Origin of the sequence: Vibrio sp. Y58_MX_L22 (assembly GCF_024181865.1) — a bacterium.
Taxonomy (GTDB): Bacteria; Pseudomonadota; Gammaproteobacteria; order Enterobacterales; family Vibrionaceae; genus Vibrio; species Vibrio alginolyticus.
This window is the reverse complement of the sequence record NZ_JAMZAN010000007.1, coordinates 226,281-247,124: the sequence shown is the minus strand read 5'-3', so window position 1 is coordinate 247,124 and position 20,844 is coordinate 226,281. Positions and strand designations below refer to the sequence as shown.

Annotated in this window: 17 protein-coding genes; 6 read left to right on the top strand and 11 right to left on the bottom strand. The window is 44.6% G+C overall.

Translation table 11 applies throughout. From position 1 onward, the window contains the following. Both NL626_RS17405 and NL626_RS17400 read left to right on the top strand, forming a co-directional pair. Positions 1-1,740, top strand: a complete 1,740-nt coding sequence (locus NL626_RS17405; RefSeq protein WP_047104520.1) for an ABC transporter ATP-binding protein — start codon at positions 1-3, stop codon at positions 1,738-1,740. Then, the gene (locus NL626_RS17400; RefSeq protein ID WP_005383942.1) at positions 1,737-2,576 is read left to right on the top strand and encodes an energy-coupling factor transporter transmembrane protein EcfT; all 840 of its coding nucleotides are present in this window, start codon (positions 1,737-1,739) and stop codon (positions 2,574-2,576) included. The genes NL626_RS17405 and NL626_RS17400 overlap by 4 nt, the downstream gene beginning before the upstream one ends. Before the next feature lie 122 nt (positions 2,577-2,698). Here the strand turns inward: NL626_RS17400 and NL626_RS17395 are convergent, their stop codons facing one another. The 4 genes from NL626_RS17395 to napG all read right to left on the bottom strand — a co-directional run bounded on the left by NL626_RS17395 (position 2,699) and on the right by napG (position 6,192). Then, complete coding sequence (locus NL626_RS17395; protein WP_025768568.1) at positions 2,699-2,980, bottom strand: YrhK family protein; 282 nt, start codon at positions 2,978-2,980, stop codon at positions 2,699-2,701. A 206-nt stretch (positions 2,981-3,186) separates the two neighbouring features. Beyond that, positions 3,187-4,368: an MFS transporter gene (locus NL626_RS17390; protein ID WP_206959048.1), complete on the bottom strand. Its 1,182-nt coding sequence runs from the start codon at positions 4,366-4,368 to the stop codon at positions 3,187-3,189. Positions 4,369-4,567: 199 nt separating this feature from the next. After that, on the bottom strand, positions 4,568-5,422 hold the full coding sequence (gene napH / locus NL626_RS17385; RefSeq protein ID WP_170894191.1) for a quinol dehydrogenase ferredoxin subunit NapH: 855 nt from the start codon (positions 5,420-5,422) through the stop codon (positions 4,568-4,570). After that, positions 5,422-6,192 (bottom strand): ferredoxin-type protein NapG, encoded by a 771-nt coding sequence (gene napG / locus NL626_RS17380; protein WP_064376387.1) that lies wholly within the window; start codon positions 6,190-6,192, stop codon positions 5,422-5,424. Before napG ends, napH begins: the two co-directional genes overlap by 1 nt. Before the next feature lie 395 nt (positions 6,193-6,587). Between napG and NL626_RS17375 the strand changes: the two genes are divergently transcribed. Next, a complete protein-coding gene (locus NL626_RS17375; RefSeq protein WP_017820512.1) occupies positions 6,588-7,088 on the top strand; it encodes a GNAT family N-acetyltransferase in 501 nt (166 codons plus the stop codon). A 46-nt stretch (positions 7,089-7,134) separates the two neighbouring features. Here the strand turns inward: NL626_RS17375 and NL626_RS17370 are convergent, their stop codons facing one another. Both NL626_RS17370 and NL626_RS17365 read right to left on the bottom strand, forming a co-directional pair. After that, positions 7,135-8,112 (bottom strand): ecdysteroid 22-kinase family protein, encoded by a 978-nt coding sequence (locus NL626_RS17370; RefSeq protein WP_253657586.1) that lies wholly within the window; start codon positions 8,110-8,112, stop codon positions 7,135-7,137. After that, positions 8,109-8,384, bottom strand: coding sequence for a GNAT family N-acetyltransferase (locus tag NL626_RS17365; RefSeq protein ID WP_213970652.1), 276 nt, complete (start codon positions 8,382-8,384; stop codon positions 8,109-8,111). Before NL626_RS17365 ends, NL626_RS17370 begins: the two co-directional genes overlap by 4 nt. Positions 8,385-8,520: 136 nt before the next feature. Between NL626_RS17365 and NL626_RS17360 the strand changes: the two genes are divergently transcribed. Further along, entirely contained in the window at positions 8,521-9,258 is a 738-nt protein-coding gene (locus NL626_RS17360; protein ID WP_005375123.1) for a flagellar brake protein, read from the top strand. 123 nt (positions 9,259-9,381) lie between these two features. Here NL626_RS17360 and NL626_RS17355 read toward each other — a convergent pair whose 3' ends face one another. The 3 genes from NL626_RS17355 to NL626_RS17345 all read right to left on the bottom strand — a co-directional run bounded on the left by NL626_RS17355 (position 9,382) and on the right by NL626_RS17345 (position 15,043). After that, positions 9,382-10,362, bottom strand: coding sequence for a porin (locus NL626_RS17355; protein WP_213970654.1), 981 nt, complete (start codon positions 10,360-10,362; stop codon positions 9,382-9,384). A 398-nt stretch (positions 10,363-10,760) separates the two neighbouring features. After that, on the bottom strand, positions 10,761-12,389 hold the full coding sequence (locus NL626_RS17350) for a methyl-accepting chemotaxis protein (RefSeq protein ID WP_005375120.1): 1,629 nt from the start codon (positions 12,387-12,389) through the stop codon (positions 10,761-10,763). Between the two features lie 293 nt (positions 12,390-12,682). Beyond that, entirely contained in the window at positions 12,683-15,043 is a 2,361-nt protein-coding gene (locus NL626_RS17345) for a Lon protease family protein (RefSeq protein WP_005375118.1), read from the bottom strand. A 203-nt stretch (positions 15,044-15,246) separates the two neighbouring features. Between NL626_RS17345 and NL626_RS17340 the strand changes: the two genes are divergently transcribed. Together NL626_RS17340 and NL626_RS17335 are read left to right on the top strand one after the other, a co-directional pair. After that, entirely contained in the window at positions 15,247-15,744 is a 498-nt protein-coding gene (locus NL626_RS17340; RefSeq protein WP_005375116.1) for a hypothetical protein, read from the top strand. Positions 15,745-15,829: 85 nt separating this feature from the next. Continuing rightward, on the top strand, positions 15,830-17,461 hold the full coding sequence (locus NL626_RS17335; RefSeq protein WP_169628867.1) for an ABC transporter ATP-binding protein: 1,632 nt from the start codon (positions 15,830-15,832) through the stop codon (positions 17,459-17,461). Positions 17,462-17,703: 242 nt separating this feature from the next. Here NL626_RS17335 and NL626_RS17330 read toward each other — a convergent pair whose 3' ends face one another. Continuing rightward, positions 17,704-19,737 carry a prolyl oligopeptidase family protein gene (locus tag NL626_RS17330; protein ID WP_253657576.1) on the bottom strand — a complete coding sequence of 678 codons (2,034 nt, stop codon included), beginning with the start codon at positions 19,735-19,737 and terminating at the stop codon, positions 17,704-17,706. Positions 19,738-19,857: 120 nt separating this feature from the next. Next, complete coding sequence (locus NL626_RS17325) at positions 19,858-20,757, bottom strand: LysR family transcriptional regulator (protein ID WP_005375112.1); 900 nt, start codon at positions 20,755-20,757, stop codon at positions 19,858-19,860. Between the last annotated feature and the right edge of the window lie 87 nt (positions 20,758-20,844).

Here is a 20,844-nt window from a genome sequence, read left to right as displayed (position 1 = left end):
ATGACAATCGAATTTTCTAACTTCTCTTTTAGATATGAGTCGCTGGACAAACCGACGCTAAAAAATATCAATCTAAGGATAGAGAAAGGAGAGAAAATCGTCATTATCGGTCCAAGTGGTAGTGGTAAATCTACCCTTGGGCAATGTCTTAACGGACTGATCCCACACGCAATCAAAGGGGAAACCAGTGGAACATTGACCATCAATGGTCAAGACACCGCCCCTTTCGACATGCACCAATACACTGAGCAAGTTGGCACCGTACTGCAAGATACGGACAGCCAATTTGTCGGTTTGAGCATTGGCGAAGACATTGCATTTGCGCTGGAGAACCAGCTAACTTCAAATATCGACATGTACCCATTGGTCAAAGCCACGGCCAAAATGGTCGACTTGGAACAGATGCTAGAACGCTCACCCCACGATTTATCTGGCGGGCAGAAACAGCGTGTTTCTTTGGCGGGCATTCTCGTCGATGATGTCGATATCCTTTTGTTTGATGAACCACTAGCTGCGCTTGACCCTAAAACGGGTAAAAAAACCATCGAGATCATCGATGATCTACACCGCGAAACGGGCAAAACCATCGTAATCATTGAGCATCGTCTTGAAGACGTTCTGCATTGCTCAGTTGACCGTATTATCTTGATGGAAAGCGGCAAAATCATTGCCGATACAACGCCAGATGAAATTTTAGCGTCGCCTTTGCTAGAAGATTACGGCATCCGCGAACCGCTTTATATTTCAGCACTGAAAGAAGCAGGCTGCGCGATTGAGGGCGATGCAAAACCTTCTAGCTTAACTACCTTACCGTTGGAGCAATATAAACCGGCAGTACAAGCATGGTTTGATGGTTCAACAGCACAACCGCCCAAAACGCCAGCCGAGACTTTGCTTGAAGTCCGTGGCCTCACCTATTCTTACGACGGTGAGAAAAACGCGTTAGAAGACGTGAGTTTTGACATCAAGCGTGGCGAGTTTGTCTCTGTACTTGGCAAAAATGGCTCGGGTAAATCGACCATCACCAAACTGATTATGGGCGTTATTGAAGCGGATAGCGGCTCAATGAGTATGAATGGTCAAGATCTTAACGAACTGACCATCTTCGAGCGCAGCCAGAAAGTGGGCGTGGTGATGCAAAACCCGAATCACATGATTTCCCATCACATGATTTTCGACGAAGTGGCCTTCGGCCTCCGTAATCGTGGCGTTGAAGAGAAACAAATCGAAGCTAAAGTACTTGAAGTCCTTGAGCTGTGCGGTTTGAGCAAATACCGCCACTGGCCAATCGAAGCATTGAGCTACGGCCAGAAAAAGCGCGTAACCATTGCGTCAATTTTGGTATTGGAACCAGAGCTTCTGATCCTTGATGAACCGACGGCAGGTCAGGACTATCGAAACTACACGTCTATGCTGAGTTTCATCGAAAAGCTCAATCGCGAGTTGGGCGTAACCGTGATGATCATCTCTCATGACATGCATTTAGTGCTGGAATACACCACGCGCTCTATCGTGATTGCAGACAGTAAATTAGTCGCGGATGCACCAATGACGCAGGTATTCAGCAGTCCAGAGCTACTAGACCAAGCAAACCTCACCACAACAAGTCTGTTTGAGTTGGCTACGAAAGTTGGCATCGAAGACACCAATGGCTTTATGCAGCACTTTATCAATGTAGAAAAAGCGCACCGCCAACAAAAAAGCGACGACGTAAACCAACTAGAGAAAGCGGTGGCATGAAAGACAATAAGATGAAGTTTGGTATCAACTACATCGATACCCAATCACCACTTCATAAGTTGAATGGCATTACTAAGTTCTTGCTTTTCATTGCTTGGGTAACGGTGGTGTTGACCACATTTGACTTGCGAATCATCGCACTGTTGATCGTGCTTGGTTTAGGCTTACTGAAAATGACCAAAGTGCCCTTTCATGTCTACAAACCGCTGTTATTCGGTACAGGCACGGTATTACTGATCAATGCCCTGTTTATGTTCGCGTTAGCACCGCAACAAGGTACTGAATTCATGGGCTCATCAACGGTTTTACTCTCGTTACCCGGTAATTACTCGCTCACTCAAGAGACGTTGTTTTACCTAGTAACAGTGACGTTGAAATACTTCAGCATGTTTCCAATCGCGTTGGTGTTTGTATTTACCACTCACCCGACGGAGTTTTCAGCCAGCTTGAACCGCTTGGGTGTACCTTACAAAATCGCCTATGCCGTAAGCTTAACGCTGCGCTACTTGCCGGAAGTGAAAAAGGACTTTGTTAACATCATGCACGCGCAACAAGCACGCGGAGTAGAACTGAGCAAGAAGGCTCCGTTGTTCAATCGTATGAAGAACGTCGCGAAGATTCTTGGACCTCTGATTTTCTCTAGTTTAGACAGAGCCGATCAAATCTCAAACGCGATGACGCTACGTGGTTTTGGCCGCCACTCCTCTCGCACTTGGTACAGCTTAAAACCACTGACCAAAGCCGATATGATCTGCATGGCTGGGATTGCGGTGATAGTGATTGCTGCGATCAGCAAGCGTGTGATGGACACACAACTGTTCTGGTATCCGTTTTAAATTCTGAAGCTTCAAACTGAACATAACGTGGTTAGTGTTGTGACCACGTTATCTTCCGTCTTTCCCCTCGATAACTCGCCTGTTGGCTTCTTGCTTGCAAGTATTCAAAAGAAGCGGTAATTTCAGCGGCTCGCTGATGTGCCAGAAAGTTGCTTATTCAAACGACCAACATGAACTAAACTCATCAGTTTTATCAGGGGCTTAATGATCAACTGCGCACTGCCTACAATGAAAAGCCAAGTACCACTTTCAATCAACGAATCATTCAAAAAGAAAAAGCTACCAATTAAAAACCAAATAGCAATGAGTAGGTCGTTTGCAGCACCTAACGCCTCATAGCGGCGCTGAATAACGATGTGACGGCTTCCTAGATCTAAATCCAACTCTCTGCCATGTATCTGCACTGTATAGCTCCCCTCTTATTGTTTCGCGTCAGTTATGCCCAAGTTATTTCGAAATACTTAGTTCTAAACCCTAACGGACGTGGCATGCATTGACAACCATTGGAGGGATTATCTATTTGCAATAAAAAGAAAAGGGCGCATAAGCACCCTTTTTAGCGAGTCTAATTACAGGTATTCGCTTTAATGATTAGATAGTGAGTACCAACTTAACTCCACTTCAACAAGCGAGTTTCGTTGCCTTCTTCCGGCTTCGCTGGAATATTGAGTGACAACAGCAAGCTCACTGCTGCCATACCAGCGCCGATGTAAAATACGCTAGCAGGTGAAACCAGCCAAATCACACCAAACGTAACAGGTATTACAACCGCCGCAATATGGTTAATCGTAAACGCAACGCCCGCGGTCGACGCCATATCTGCTGGGTCGGCAATTTTCTGGAAGTAGGTTTTAATCGCAAGCGCTAACGCGAAAAATAGATGATCGACAACATACAATGCTGCCGCCCACTCAGCCGTTTGCACCAAACCGTACCCGACAAACACGAAGATCAAACCGACGTATTCAAACATCAACGCTTTGCGCTCACCTACAACGCCGATAAAACGGCCTATTCGCTTCGCAAACAAGAAGTTAAAGACATAGTTAATCAGGAACAGCAACGTAATATCTGCGGCGGAGTAACCAAACTTTTCTACCATCAAGAAACCAGCGAACACCGTAAAAATTTGACGGCGTGCTCCACTCATAAACGTAAGCGCATAGTATAACCAGTAACGTTTACGCAGGATGAGCTTCTTGTTCTGAGGCACTTTTGTCTTAAATTGTGGGAAGGCAAATGCCATCACCAAAATGAGCACAAAACCTAAACCACCAGCCATTAAATAGACCGTTTTAAAATCAAGTTTGAGCTGTTCGAGCGAAACCCAAATGGCGCCGTAGGTAAACAGAGAAGCCAAAGCTCCAACAGAAATAAACTTACCCAGCATTTCTGGCGCTTCTTCTTTAGATAGCCATTGTAAAGACAAAGACTGCTTGAGTGTTTCAAAGTAATGGAAGCCGGTGGACATTAACAAGGTTGTAAAAAGTAGACCGTACAAAGTGGGAAAATAACCTGTTAATGCCGTACCAAGCGTAAGCATCGCCAAAGATACGAGCATAAAGCGTTGCTCTCGGATAAACAGCAATACAAACACGGCGGTAAAGGCCAAAAAACCCGGAATTTCGCGCACACTTTGCAATAGGCCTATGTCGGCACCATCAAAGTTTGCTTTCTCTATAACAAAGTTGTTCAACAACGCCATCCAGGTAGAAAAAGCAATGGGCACGATAATGGAAATTAACAGGAGGAAATTTTGCGGCGTTCTCCAGCCGTGCGATAAGGTAGTCATGATGTTTCCTTTAAATATGAAGGCATCATCATAGCTTTAAATGTAACAAATTCGCAATATCATTATTATTTTCAACCCAGAGCAAGCTGATATGGCTGAGGAATATTGTTATGAAGATAAACATCGCACTCAATTCCTTGGCTAAGCGCGATGTTCAAGTATCAAGAGAACTAAAGCATGAGTAAATGTGCTCAGTGGCTTAATCAATGACTTTTACTGATAGGCGATTTTTAAATTCAAACACATGTTCTGGACACACATCCAAACAACGGCCACAGCTAATGCAGTTTTGATCCATAACTCGACGATCTCCCTCTTTCAAAGGCTGCCGAAGCACTTCTGGTTCTGGGCAAACGTAAAAGCAATCCATGCATTTGGTGCAATCTTCGCGCCGAACAGCAGTAACGCGCAACAGGCTTTTTCGGCCTATCACGCCATAGGTAGCCCCCAGTGGACATAAGTGCCCACACCACCCATGCTCAACCAAGAGTAAATCCAACACAAACACTAGGGCGATTAGCACCCAACCTGCGCCCATACCAAACACCAACCCGCGATGCAGTGCCGCAACTGGATCTAACCATGTCCAAAGAATCGCGCCAGATAGCGCACTGCCCAACATCAAAACAGGGATCAGCCAATAACGAATCACGGGAGACCAACGATAGCTCGCTTTAATGTTGAACTTTCGACGCAACCACGCCGCCAAGTCTGTCACGATGTTCAACGGGCACACCCAAGCACAAAATGCGCGCGGCGCCAAAATCGCGTAAAACACCACGACAATCACTACGCCTAACAACGCATTAAACTCCGGAACATGCCCTGTCGCCAAAGCTTGAAGCACGATTAACGGGTCACTTAACGGCACGGTATCGAGCAACATACTTGATGACAGATTACCAGTTAGAATTCCCAGCGTCGGCCCAGCCATAAATAGCGCAATGATGGTGAACTGACATAGCCGACGTAAAATCAAAAACCGATGCGCGCGCCACCAACCAAGCTTTTCAAGCGCTTCTTTGCCAGCATTTTGAGCTAAATTCTTTGCCATTACTTACCTCCTTTTAGCGATTCAAGCGCACCTTCCGGCACAGGCGTCTCACTAGGGAGGATATTTTCGAGTGGTTTGTCGAGCTCTTTCCAACCAAAATTGTAGTGGCTGCCCACTTTGCCTTTCGCCAAATCCGTCGGGACGACTTTAATAGCAGCGACATCCAACACGCACGCTTGTTCACACTTACCACATCCGGTACACACTTCGGAATTCACTGTAGGGATAAGTTTGGCGTGATAGCCAGTTCGATCGTTGTGAACCATCTCTAACGTGATGGCTTCATCAATCAGCGGACAAACGCGATAACAAACGTCGCATCGTAACCCTTGCCAGTTAAGGCAAGTTTCATGGTCAATAAGAACCGCTGTACCCATTCGAGCATCATCAATATCGGTTAGTTTCGGATCCAGCGCCCCACTCGGACAAGCGACAACACAAGGAATGTCTTCGCACATTTCGCAGGGAATATCGCGTGCAGTAAAGTAAGGTGAGCCAGTCGCGACGGGTGAAAGTAATGTCGCAAGTTTCAAGGTATCGTAAGGACATGCCTGAACACACAAGCCACATCGAATACAAGCTGATTCGAAATCGCCTTCCGGCAGTGCACCAGGCGGACGAATAGGCACACCTTTGGTTTCTCGAGCTTGGCTTTGTAGCGATTGTAAGCCCAATACACACGCAGCTGCGCCAACACCAGCCGCAGTTCGAGCTGTATCACGCAAAAATCGGCGCCGACTTTGCGATATTTTAGACTGAGAGGATTTCATGCTATTTCCTCAACAAAACTCCCTTATCAAGTTAAGCATAAATAGCCCTAAACGTGTCGTTTCCCTATACCTCATAGGAGGTAACCCCATCCTCTATTGATTCAAGTCAACTGACGCACAGTGCCGTCGTCACAGTTTGACTAAATGCGTTTATTTACTGCGACATGAAATTCACCACGATACTCTGCAGTACGCGCCATTCTCAGTACAATAATTCAACACCTTTGCAATCTACTCGCTCAATTCGATGATAAATCACTACTAAAAATTCAAAAAATGACATCATAACAAGCTAATTTAAAAGGCATTTATCCATTAAACATAAAAAAACACTATCCAAATAAGAAAACTGTGGTTAGATTAAAAATTAAAACTAAAAAGCGAAGGAGAGAGGCATGGAAATTATCGTACGTCCAACGACCGTCGAAGACGCAGCGGCACTCGTAGAAATCTATTCACAACCAAAAGCACAACGTGAAACCCTGCAACTCCCAAAGCCTTCGCTCGCGATGTGGGTGGAAAGGTTGTCAAACATACCTGATGGTGTTTATAGCTATGTCGCTGAAATTGATGGTAAAGTCGTCGGAAATATTGGCTTTCACCACTCTCTACGTCCAAGAACGATGCACACGGCATCGTTTGGCATCGGAGTACATGATAGTTTCCATGGACTCGGTATTGGTAGCAAATTGATAGAAACAGTCACTGAACTAGCAGATAACTGGTTAAATGTGAGAAGAATTCAGATAGAGGTCAATGCCGATAACGACGCCGCCATTGGGCTTTATAAAAAGCATGGATTTCAAATTGAAGGTGAAGCGATTGACGGTTCCTTCCGTGATGGTGAATTCATCAATACCTATTACATGGCGCGCATCAGACCAGGCCAAAGATAAAACAAAGCCTCCTACTAATTGGAGGCTTTTCTTTTTAAACTTCGACTCACTTTCGTAAGTAAGCCAACGCTCTGCGAGTCAATGCTTCTGTGTAGGGATTGATCTTCCAGTGGTCGGGACTCCAACCTTTCACAAATCGCTGAAAGTCTGCCCAAGCCACAGCAAACAAAGGACGCCATTCACGCTCGACTTCATTAGGGTCAAGATTCGGTTGATAGCCCATTAGCGCGTGTTGCAACTGAGCAAAATACGTATCCAAAACCCAAACTTCCATCTCTGCACAACGTTCTGGCTTAACGGCACTACTCATAAACAGTGCCACATCTTTCATGGCACACCCACATCCAACGTATTGAAAGTCAACCGCAGCAACGTTTGATTCTTCTTCATCAAAACAGAAGTTCGCCAATTTGGCATCACCGTGTACTAGTGTTTTAAACTTAGCTTGCGAAAGCGTTTGATCAATCAATTGAGCCGCATTTTGTAGCTCAGTGTCTTGCAATGCTTCAAGCTCGTCGGGTCTGGTTGCTAAGTGCCAGTATGTACCGATATGCCACAACTTATCAGAACGAACATTGATGTATCGCGCATGAAAGTTCGCCAACCAAGTGAGGCAGGCTTGTAGATGCTTTAGCTGTGCATCTGTGATGACTTTTGGAAAGCCCACCTCGGCGAGATCTTCCATCACAATGAGCCATTCATTCTCCGATTGGAACGTTTTTAGACCTTGTGGTACTCGGCAGCGAGTATCCACCCCTCCGGAAAAATACTCATACCAATTCACTTCCACCTGATAAGAGTGCAACTTTCTTTGATGAGAACGGTCCGTATTCCAGCCTCTAGGATGCTCTGAAGGCTTAGGGAGTTTTACATGCTTAATGATCACCGAACGAGTAGAATAAGTAACTCGGACTAACTCTCCATAGCCTCCCCATAGCGATTGTATGACTTCTACAGAGCGGTAATTACCTAGATTGAGTTCCTGGCCAATATTTTGGTAGCGTTGGTGGTTGTTACTCATCATGCGAGCAGGTGTGACCACGTTTGGTTCTTCTCCATGTAGTGAATAACATATGGGCAAACTGGTTTGATTTGATAACCGAGTGACTCAATTTCTGGCAACACCGCTTCCATCATCACTTTTCCGTACCCCTTACCTCGCAGTGCTTCAGGAACAACCGTTGATGTAATGTGCATGACATTACCCTTAAGCTGATAAATTAACTTGGCTTTATAGCTCTGCTCTAAATCAACCCAGAATGTACTATTCGTGGCTTCATGAGTTACTTTATGCATATCTTGCTCTCTAATTTTTGTTACAGATTGATTGAATCAAACTATATCACTGAATAAAATCGATACCATGCGAGAGTGCTGCTTCGCCTCACGCGATTACCTTCTTACATCAGGTACGACAATTATAATGAGAAATATGAGCCCAATTGCCAGAGACGGCAAGCTACCTCTGCAAAGCAAGAAGGCACCAGAACGTCAGGCAAGTACATTAAATAGCACCGATGCAATGGCAATGGTCGAACATGGCAGTGAAGTGAGCTTAAACGTCACCACCCCCGTTGGTACAAAGTTTATTACAACCAGCACATTTGTTGGCTGTCACTCAAATAATACTGCATTGATAGAGGTTCCGAACATCTCCGATGAAGACTTGAAGTTCTATTTTCAAGAAGGCTTTTGGATCAATGTAAAAGCCTACTCTCATCGAGGTGAAGGGGCCGTTATCCCATTTCGGGCCCAATTACAGCATCGACTAGGCGATCCGTACCCAATTTTGGTGCTAGACCTACCCAACACTATGCAGGTCTTTCAGCTTCGCAAAGAAGTGCGTTACGAAGTAAATTTGAGAGCGCGTGTTTGTTTAGAAGCCTATCGAACTGAATGCGAAATAAGAGATTTATCTCGTAGTGGCTGTCGTTTTGTAACATCACCGATGAGCCGACCACTTCAGGTTGGTGACCACGTTTCATTGGATCTAACGATGCCCGGAGAAAGTCGTATGCTAGCGCCGTTGCGAGGTCGTATTTGTAATTTACAAAAATCAACGCACTATGCTCGCTACGGAATGGAGTTTGATGAGGTTGGTAAAAACAACGCTAAAAACCTCCTCAGTCACCTCAAATTTGATGGTACTAAGCTCACACTAAAAAGATAGATTTGATAACCCCTATCGCTTATCAAGAAGCTTTGAAGTGCTAGAAAACAAGAAACCCCTTACTTTTCAGTAAGGGGTTTTATTTACTAAGAATAAGGCAGTATCTTAGATAAGAGTCATGACTTAGAAGTCGTAACGTAGACCTAGCGCTAGCTCATCTTTTTCAGCCGCGCCTTCGTTATCCATTAGATCGAAGTTGTATGATGCGTAGCCACGGAAGTTAGGCTTGAAGTAGTAAGTTACATCAACAGCTAGGTTTTCTACAGTATCTGCGTCTTCTAGTTCACCTTTGTTGAACGTAGAAGTGAATACAGTTTGACCCATAGTGTAAGCAGCGGCTAGTTCGTAGCCTTTGTAATCAAGAGTCTTACCTGCAACATCCATATCCGCGCCAGTGTAGTTACCAGCGAAGTAGAAGTCACCTACAGAGTATGCAGCTACCAGCATGAACTCATCGCTGTCGTTTTGATCTGCGTAACCAGCACCTAGTTCAAAACCAGTGTTAGCAAACGCGTAAACACCAGATAGAGAGAAGCCATCTTCCTCGTTGTCTGTAAAGCCTTGTGCATCTGTTGTGCGATCAGCAAAACGGTAGCTAGCGCGTACAGCTAGTTGCTCGAATTGGCCTTTGTAAGACAGCATGTTATCTGTACGGTCAGAAACAGGCAGTTTAAGTGCTGCTGTGTTACCGTGGTAAGCCATAATGTCAGTAAAGTCAGTAAGAACCACTAGTGCGCCGTCGTTTTTACCGTAAGTTACTTCACCGTATTTGCCACCCAGACCCGCATAAGCGTAACGAGTTTCAAGACTATCTGTCTCACCAACTTTGTTACCTTTAGAATCAAATACATCATAAGTTTTAGTTACAAACTCACCTTCCCAAAAACCAACGCCGTATAGGTTTTCATTGATTTCCTGTTTGCCTAGGAAGTTAAGACGGATGCGAGTACGGTCTTCTGCCTTACCATCCATCATAGAAAGACGCGCTTCAGCGCGGCCGCCCATCTCAAGAGAAGTGCCATCTTGGTTGTATAGTTCTGAAGCGACAACTTGAGATCCTGATGCCATTAGCGCCACTGCTACAGCTAAAGTTTTTAATTTCATTGTTATTTTCCATATCATTGTTTTATATGTGTTTTCTCACCAGAAAAACAGGACTTTTCTGTACCAACGAGAAAACTGGCGGCATAGTAGCAGCTGTTATTTTTCACGCAACGTGTTGAATAAACAGCGCTTATAGAAGAAAACACCACTTAAAATGACGATATGAATACCTCTCAACCATCAAGTTATCGGTTGAGTTAAAAAAAATGTTCGCGTCAAAAAAAAATTGACGAAAAAAATGTAAAAACAATATCACAAAACGTGATATTGCCCGCAAAAAAAATCTTGTTAACTAACTGTTTTAGATAGACTTATTGATAATAAATCCGATTATTACAAACAAAAAAATCCCTGAGCATTCACTCAGGGATTTAGAGATTTGATAAGTAGATGATGAATTAAAGCTTAAAGAAACTTAATTGCTCTTTCTGCTTCTCTGCAAGTAATGAAAGCTCAGTACTCGCACTTGCACTCTGGCTGATGCCCGCTACGTTTTGGTTTACAAGCTCCGACATGTTAACCACGTTGCGATTGATATCTTGAGTAACTTGAGACTGCTCTTCGGCTGCGGTTGCTACTTGCGTGTTTGAATCGTTGATGTTGGCGACCGACTCGGTAATTCCAACCAACGCTTCATTCGCTTGTTGCGTCAGCTCGTTGTTGCGGCTAAGCATATCAAGGCTGACTTGCATACTGTCATTCGCCAGCCCAGACTGCGCTTGAAGCTCTTCAATGATCGTTTGGATCTCTTGTGTCGAGTCTTGAGTACGCGCTGCTAGCATGCGTACTTCATCAGCTACTACCGCAAAACCACGACCAGATTCACCAGCTCGCGCCGCTTCAATCGCAGCATTCAATGCTAGCAAGTTGGTCTGCTCAGATACGCCGCGAATCACTTCAATAACATCGTTGATCTGTACAGATTGCTCTTTTAGACGCAAAACAACTTGCGCTGCATCGTTCAATGCTTGAGACATTTGCGCACTTGCTTCCGCACTTTCTTGGAAGATAGCCAAACCTGATTGAGCAAGTCCATCAGCTTCACGCGCGGTTGCGTCAGCAGAGGTCGCGTTATCACTCACATTATTCGCAGTGCTTGCAAGCTCGTTAACCGCAGATGCAACTTGCTCGATCTCCGCCAACTCTTGTTGAGCGTTCGCTTCCGCTTGCGTCATTACCGCAGCCAATTCGGTCGATGCAGATGCAACTTCCTCACTAATACGGGTTAACTGGTCCACAGTGTTGTATAACTGCTCTGCGGTTTGGTTTACATCTTTGCTCAGCTTAGAGATCTCATTGTCCCCATCGACATCTGCACGTACTGATAGATTACCCATTGCTAACTGACGCATCACTTCTTGCAGCTTTTGGATTGGTGTAACAATCATGCCAGATAGGAACCAAGCGCCTATCAATGAGAAAGCAAATACCGCTAAAACCGTCAACATAGCGTTATTTTGCACACGCTCATTTTGCTGATGACTTCTGATAGTAGATTGTTCAGCTTGCTCGTTTACATGCTTTGATAGCGTGTTAATTTGTTGGACCATTTCTCGGCCAACATTGCGATACTCTTTGACAAATGCACGGTACTCGCTATCCGATTTCAAACCTTGATCGTATTGGTTGAAGAAAGCAACTGAGCGCTCTGAATATCGCACATAGGATTCAATTGCTTGGCGAACTTTAACGGCATCGTCACGGAATAGGTTTCGGGCTTCAATTGCGCTTAAATCGGCATCAACTTGCTTTAAGCCTTCTTTCAATTCGGTTAGAAAATTCTCACGACGAGAAGCATCGTAAATAGCGTAAACCGCGCTTATGCGCAGAGGGTAAATTTGGTCGTCAATACTCGCCAATGTGTCTTTGTGAAAAACCAAAGATTCTTGGTTGGAAGCAATAACATCTTGCTCTGCTTGAAGATTGTTTTTAGTAATCCAAAGAGCAATAAACAAAACAATCGCGGTAAATAATACCGGAACCAAAATTTGCGTTCGTACTGACAAATTTTTCAGTGATAACTGCATGACAGGGCCTCAGTTGTATGCGTGATGTCTATATCCAAACAAACTCGAGCAGTGCTTATAACAACGTTACTTTTCGGCAGTTTGAATATCTATGCTTCCTTGCGACGGGATAAATCCCAGACGAATAAACAAGCGGCGAATATTAGAGGTCGATCACACTTTTGTCTAGTACAAAAACTCTCCATTTTCAATCTGTTATTGACAATATCCCGACAGTAGCGTCGGGATATTGTCGTTATGATAAATTATGATCACTTATGATGAGATACATTCACATTTAGGACGGTTTCAGCCTATTTTCTCAACGAATTGAGCTTAGCTTGAGCAAGGCCAAAAATGGTATCGATTGGATAAGAACCTTCATCAGTTGGCTCACCAGCAACTTTCCCCGTAAACAATTCGATAGCTTCAGTAACATGGTCAATCGCCCAAATATTAAACTCGCCTTTTTCGACTGCTTTCACGATGTCGGAACGAAGCATTAGATTGTGAACATTAGAGCGCGGAATAATGACCCCCTGCCCGTCATGACGACCTTTAATTACACACACATCATAAAAGCCTTCGATCTTTTCGTTTACGCCACCAATAGGCTGAGCTTGGCCAAATTGATTCATCGACCCTGTTATCGCGATGTCTTGTCGGTTTGGTTGCTTTGAAAAAGCAGACACAACCGCACACAACTCAGCCATGCTGGCACTATCACCATCAACACCACCATAAGATTGCTCAAAGGTAATGGTGGTCGTTAATGGCACTCGTGCCGTTTTACCAAATACGGAAGATAAGTAGGCAGACAAAATCATCACGCCCTTAGAGTGAATACTGCCACCCAAATCCACGCTGCGCTCGATATCGATAACATCCCCATCACCGTAACACGTCGTCGCTGTGATGCGATTCGGTGCACCAAACATGTAGTCACTAGTGCTCAATACCGAAAGTGCGTTGACTTGGCCTACGGCTTCTCCTTCGGTGCGAATCAGCGTTGTGCCGTTAATAAAGGTTTCCATTACGTTATCGCGTAATCGGCTTACTCGCATTTCTTGGTTATTGAGCGCCTCTTCAACATGCCCAATACGAATCATGTTGGAGTTGGCTTGACGAGCTACGTAGTTCGACTCTCGAAGCAAGTTGGCGATATTAGCCGAATGTAGAGATAGCTTGGATTGGTCGCCAGACAAACGTGAGCTGTATTCGATGATTCGAGCAATGGCTTTGCGATCGCAATGCAGCATATTGTTGTCATGCACCACGCTAGAGATAAAGCGCGCGTAATGCAGCTCAGACTCCGGCGTACGTTTCATTTCGTCTTCGAAATCTGCCGTCACGCGGAACAACTCGCTGAACTCTGGATCGTAATGTTGGAGTAATTGGTAAGTTCGGTAATCACCAAATAAGATGATTTTGATATCAAGCGGAATCGGTTCAGGATCGAGTGATACCGCCCCCGTCAATGTGACTTCTTTTTCTAGAGACGTAAAACTCAATTGACGAGCACGCAATGCGCGCTTCAAACCATCCCAAACGTAAGGCTGTTCAAGTACTTTCTGAGCATCCATTAATAGAACGCCGCCATTCGCCTTATGCAAGCTCCCTGCGCGAATCAGCGAGAAGTCGGTAAACACCGTTCCCTTGAAAGTGGCAGTCTCAATCGACCCGAAGAGTGAATGATAGTTGGGGTTTTCTTCAACAACGATAGGAAATTCGCTGCTTTTACGGCTTACCAAGACGTTCACTTTATAACGACGTGGCAATTTTTTATCCAAGGATGCCGTCGCAATTTCGCCTTGCTCGCCACTTTGGTCAAGGAAGATATCTGCGTTTTCAACAATATCTTTTTGCAGCTCAGTTAAGTAGGTTTTGATTTCGGAATATTGCGCGTAATCCACTTTGAGTTTTTTGATGAAGTGAGTAATCACATCAAGTGTCACTTCATCATTGAGCTTTTTGATTTTATCGCTGTATGTCTCTTCCCACTCCGTAAGCTCACGAACCATCGAGCGCAATCGCACTTCGAGCTCATCAATAGCATCGCTGAATTGCTCTTGTTCTTTTTTGCTTAGTACATCAAAAGACTCTTCCGTATGAAGCTCATCACCGTTCATGGCGACAAACTGATAATCCCCCTGTGTAGTCAGTGTTAGGCTGATGCCTTTTTCTTTTGCCTCTCGGCTAATACGATCCAGCTCGTTTTGTTGCTTAGCTGCCAATTGATTTTTTAATCGCTCAGCGCGGCTAAAGTACATTTCATTGTCGAATGCTAGGGGTAAAGCATTCAATAATTTGCCCATTAAAGCTTCAATATCAACACGTAGCTTATTTCCGATACCACAAGGCAGCTTTAATACCTTTGGTGTACGGGTATCCTCAAAGTTCGCAACGTAACACCAATCAAACAGGGCTGCTGCATCGTGCTGGTGACGATTCAGATAGCGCAAGATCATGGTGCGTTTACCTAGCCCATTCTGACCAATGGCGTAGATGTTATACCCTTTCTCTTTGATGGACATCGCAAACTCGACCGCTTTTTGCGCGCGCTCTTGGCCCACGATTTCATCAATTGGAGGTAACTCCTTGGTCGACTTACATGGCATATTCTCTAGATCTGCTACAGAATATAGCTGCTTAGCTTCCAATCTTAGTATTGCCATATCCACTTCCTTTTTTCTTATTTTCTTATTTTCTTATTTTCGTTATTTGAGTGTAGAGATTATTTGCTTAATTTTAAGTGATTTACCTTCCACCCTAGATTGATTGGACATTTTATGAACACATAAGTGATATTAACACGCACTTGCAATTGATAATCAATTTCATTTAATATCTAAACAAATCAAATGTTGTGGAGATGGATATGAATATTGAGCAATGCTGGATGCGCTACTTAAAAGCGGAGCAACTGATGGAACAAGGCCATTGGCCAGAAGCTCATCGTTTATATGACGACGTGCTCAACAATCTACCCAACCACATTCATCTAGCGCTAGAAAATGCACAAACTAAACCTTGCCAGTTTGTATGTCTCATTACGGGGCTTAGAGATGCCAGCGTGACGCAATCAGAGATTCTCAACAAACTCGGCTTACAGCATGATGCGTTCTCAATACTCAATCAAACTTACGCGCTATTTCAATTTTTGCAGCTAGAGAGCCATGAACTGATTGAGCGCGTAGGTCACCTACTTGGTCAACAGAGCGAAGACTTGTTAGCTCACATGGCGGCATTTTGCTCTGCCCAACGTAATGCTCAATGGATGATAGAACTCGAGCACGTAACGCGCGCGCATGAGCAGTTCTTACATTTGCAAGCAATGAGTTCGGCAAAATCTTCGCCTTCTCACCTGTATAATTAATCTAAAGCTCAAGCATTGAGGCCAGCTAGGTTTGTGCTGTCCATTACTTGAGTATCATTTGCTTTATCAACCACAAGGATCTGTGATGTCTTCTAAAACCATTCTTTCGGTGAACAACCTATCAGTCAGCTTTACGACAAACGATGGGATCGTCGATGCAGTAAAGAATGTTAGCTTCGATTTAAAAGCAGGCGAGACGCTGTCCATCGTTGGCGAATCTGGCTCTGGCAAGTCAGTATCAACCAATGCACTGATGAAACTACTGCCAGACAACGCTATTTTGCATGAAAGCTCATCCATCATGTTTGAGGGTAGCTCCATCTTGGATAAAACAGAGCGTGAAATGCAAAGTATTCGCGGTGATCGCATTGGCATGATTTTTCAAGAGCCGATGACCTCACTAAACCCGTACATGCGGGTGGGTATCCAAGTCGCTGAGGCCATCATGTGTCACCGCCCGGTCGACAGACGAACAGCAAAAGCAAAGGTGTTAGAGCTGTTTGAATTGGTTCATATGCCAAACCCAGAAAAAGCGTACAACAAGTACCCACACGAATTTTCTGGTGGTCAATTGCAACGCATCATGATTGCGATGGCACTGATTAACGAGCCCGATATTTTGATCGCCGACGAACCAACCACCGCGTTAGATGTCACGGTTCAAGCAGAAGTGTTGCACCTGATTAAAGAAATTCAGGCTCAGATGGGCATGGCAATCCTATTTATTACTCATGACTTAGGCGTCGTAAAACACTTTGCAGACCGTGTCATTGTGATGTGTAAAGGAGAAGTCGTCGAAGAAGGCGAAACGCAAATACTCTTCGAGGACCCAAAGCACGAATATACACGTATGCTAATCAACTCGATTCCTAAAGGCAGTAAGGAGCCTATTAGCGAAAGTGCTACACAGCTTTTAAAGGCCGACGATATACGAGTCAAATTCTTGGTAAAGTCGCATTTTATTGCGAGCAAGAATGAGTACTTCGAAGCGGTAAAAGGCATTTCTCTTGAGCTTAAACAAGGAGAGACCCTCGGGATCGTTGGGGAGTCCGGTTCAGGTAAGTCTACACTCGGCCGAGCTTTGATAGGTCTACTGCCCTCAACTGGCAAAATAGAATATAAAGGCCAAGATATGGCCTTGCTGACAAACAAAGAACGTTTTGAGCTGAAAAAAGACGTTCAGATGGTATTCCAAGACCCTTATGGTTCGCTTTCTCCTCGTATGACTATCGGCGAGATCATCACAGAAGGATTAACTGTCCACCAACCAATGTTGAGTAAAAAAGAACGTATGCAGAAAGCGCGCGACGTGCTCCGTGAGGTCCGCTTAGATCCCGCGTCCATCAACCGTTATCCGCACGAGTTTTCAGGAGGCCAGCGTCAGCGTATTGCTATCGCGCGAGCACTGATCCTTGAACCTTCGTTTATTCTGCTTGATGAGCCAACCTCTGCATTAGACCGCTCGGTGCAACTGACAGTGATTGACCTTCTGAAAGATTTGCAGAAAAAACACAATATTGGCTACTTGTTTATTAGCCACGATCTATCAGTAGTTAAAGCACTCTCTGATCGTGTTCTAGTCATGCAAAAGGGCGAGGTCATGGAACAAGGTACGGCCGAAAAGATTTTCCAAAACCCTAAAAATGACTACACGAAAAAACTGATAGATGCCTCATTTGATCTTGAAAACAGTGAAAATCAGCACAATGCGGCTTAGGTTCATCACAGTTTCATATTCATAAACTAGGATTAAGAAAAGGTGATAAATTCATCTTGTCTTAAGAATGGCGTAGCTGCCTTTCGGTTTGGCCGCCGAGACTGGTTGGTTCAAGAGTCAGACTTAGTCAACCTGGCTCAAATACTGGCAAACAGTATGAATTGAGTTCCCCCAACCATGAAAAATGCCGCGACACTGTCGCGGCATTTTTTTATTCTCAGAAGCTTCGAACAACTAGGGCATTAAATCGACTCAATACCCATATTATGTAACGTAAATGCATACACGTCTGTGGTGAGGTCAATTTGCTTACTCAGCGGCATTCCTGCACCATGACCGGCATTAACATCAATGCGTATCAATACTGGATTAGCGCCTTGCTGTTTGTCTTGCAGCTCCGCAATAAATTTGTACGAATGTGCTGGCACAACTCGGTCGTCGTGATCAGCAGTTGTCACCAAGGTAGCAGGATATCGCACGCCTTCTTTTACATTGTGAACAGGAGAGTAACCAAGCAAGTATTGGAACATCGCTTCACTTTGCTCCGACGTGCCATAGTCATACTTCCAGCCTTCTCCAGAAGTAAACGTGTGATAACGCAGCATATCAAGCACGCCAACCGCAGGCAGCGCGACTTTGAATAGTTCAGGGCGTTGCGTCATACACGCTCCAACTAACAAACCACCATTAGAACCACCGCGAATCGCTAGGCGATCCGAGCTAGTGTAGTCGTTTTCAATCAGATATTCTGCCGCCGCAATAAAGTCATCAAACACGTTTTGCTTTTGCTGCTGAGTGCCTGCGTTGTGCCAGGCTTTACCGTATTCACCACCGCCTCGCATGTTGGCGACAGCGTAAATACCACCCAATTCTAGCCAGTTGGCTACATTGCCAGAAAACATTGGAGTGAGGCTGATGTTAAAACCGCCGTAACCATACAACATGGTTGGTGCTCTACCATCAAGTGCAATGCCCTTCTTGTATGAAATGATCATCGGAACTTGCGTGCCGTCTTTTGAGGTGTAAAACACCTGTTTTGATTCATACTCATTACGATCGAACGGTGCCTTTGATTCTTGAAACAGCGTCGATCCACCAGATTCGACATCAAATGAGAAGATCGTCGGAGGCGTCACGTAGTTAGTGAATGTGTAATAAAGTGTGGTTTCTTCTTTTTTACCCGCCAGACCATAAGCCGTGCCTTCTCCCGGCAATTGTACATCTCGAATCCACTCACCTTGGTAGTTAAACTGCTGCACTTTAGAAAGCACATCTACCATATAAGTCGCAAACAGATAACCGCCACCTTTGCTGATTTCTAACGGCTGTTCTTGTTCAGCAATCACGTCAGCCCATTGTTCTGTCTGAGTGTTGTAGCTGACAACTTTGCCATTCGGCGCGTCTAGGTTGGTGTAAAGCAGCAAGGTTGCGTCTTGGCTATCAATTAAGTAGGTGTCGCCTTGCGTTGTCTCGCGCAGCGTCACAATTGCCTGTAACTCAGACTGTAAATCAATATAAAACAGACGATTACCCGATGTAGATTCTGCGCCAGAGATAATGAGGAAGCGATCATCTGTCGTCGTCGTACCAGACACATAACGATGAACTTGCGTATCCAACTCACCGAAAATCACTTTATCTTCAGATTGAGGGGTACCAAGTTCATGATAATAAAGCTTGTGATGCTCAGTTCGAGCAGACAACTCGCTGCCTTGCGGCTTATCGTAGCTTGAGTAATAGAAGCCTTTGCTGCCCAGCCAAGAAATCGACGTAAACTTCGCATCAACAATCTCAGGCTCTAACTGTTCTTTGGTTTCCGTATCAATGACAAAGATCTTACGCCAATCACTGCCCCCTTCCGAGATGGAATACGCGACCAAACGGTAGTCTTTAGAGAAGCTGACTTCGCCAAGAGAGGTCGTGCCCTCTTCGGAGAAAGTATTTGGATCAAGGAAAACCTCGGCTTCTCCCTCGCCTTTACGTCGATACAATACGCTTTGGTTTTGCAAACCGTCGTTTTTGTAGAAGTAGGTGTAGTCACCACGTACAAATGGCTGGGAATATTTTTCGTAGTTTTGACTCTTCGCCACTAAGTCACGGATTTGTTGGCGGTACGGTATCTGACCAAGGAAATCGAAGGTGACCGAATTTTGACCCGAAACCCATTGAGCGGTTTCTTCACTGCGATCATCTTCTAACCAGCGATAAGGGTCGGTAATGTCGTGACCAAAATAAGTGTCCACGACAGAATCTTTACGTGTTTTTGGGTAATGCATAACGTCCGTGTTACTCCGTTGTTTTTATTAAGTTGTTTATCTTCAATCGTTTTATTGCGGTGATTACCTTAGAGCACCCAATTTTGATTTCAACGACATTGTTTTAAATCTATGAAGAACCTAGAAATAATGAGATATCGTTAAGTACCGGTCACGAATGTGCTCAATAAGCAGCTTCACTTTGTTCGGTGGTTGACGAGTAAACGGATACACCGCGTAGATACCCAACTTTTTACCTACTAATTCAGGAAAAATATCCACCAGTTGACCATTACGAATATCGTGATACACCAAGCAGCGCGGGACGTAAGCAATACCATGGCCGCCCAGAGCGGCTTTACGTAATGCGGTCGCGTTATCAGTAGAAAAGCAGCCCGATACTTTGACGATGTAATTGCCATCTTCTCCTTTAAACTCCCAATCCGTTGCACCTGTGGTTTGGTAAGCGTATTGCAGACAATTGTGCGTGGTGAGATCAATCGGCTCGATCGGTTTCCCATTTTTAGCGATATATGAAGGGGACGCGCATACCACCCATTGGGAATCGAGAATATGTCGTGCGATCAAACTGGAGTCGGCTAGGTAGCCAGTTCGAATGACTAAGTCGTAACCATCAGCCACTAAATCGACAAAGCGGTTATCCAATGACATGTCCACGGTCAGACCCGGATGAAGGTTACAAAACTCGGCAACAGCATCAGCAAGTATCAAATCTCCAGAGATACACGGCACGGACATTTTTATATGACCGCTCACATTCTCTCCAAAGCCTGCAACAGCATCCATAGCCTCCTGAGTGGCCTGCTTCACATTTTTAGCACTGTGGAGTAACACCTTACCTGCCTCGGTCAAGGTTAATTTGCGCGTTGTTCGATATAATAGCTGAGCCCCTATTTCTTCCTCCAACCTCGCCATTCTTTTGCTAACTACCGAATTTGTAAGGTTATTTGCCTCTGCAACCTTACTAAAGCTGCCAAGTTCGATTACTTGAGAAAATAGGATTAAGTCGTCTGCTCTCATACCATTATGTCACTTTTGGAATTAATTATTTTCATTATTTCCCTATATCAACAAAAAATAAAGGAGTAAATTCACGCCAAATTAACA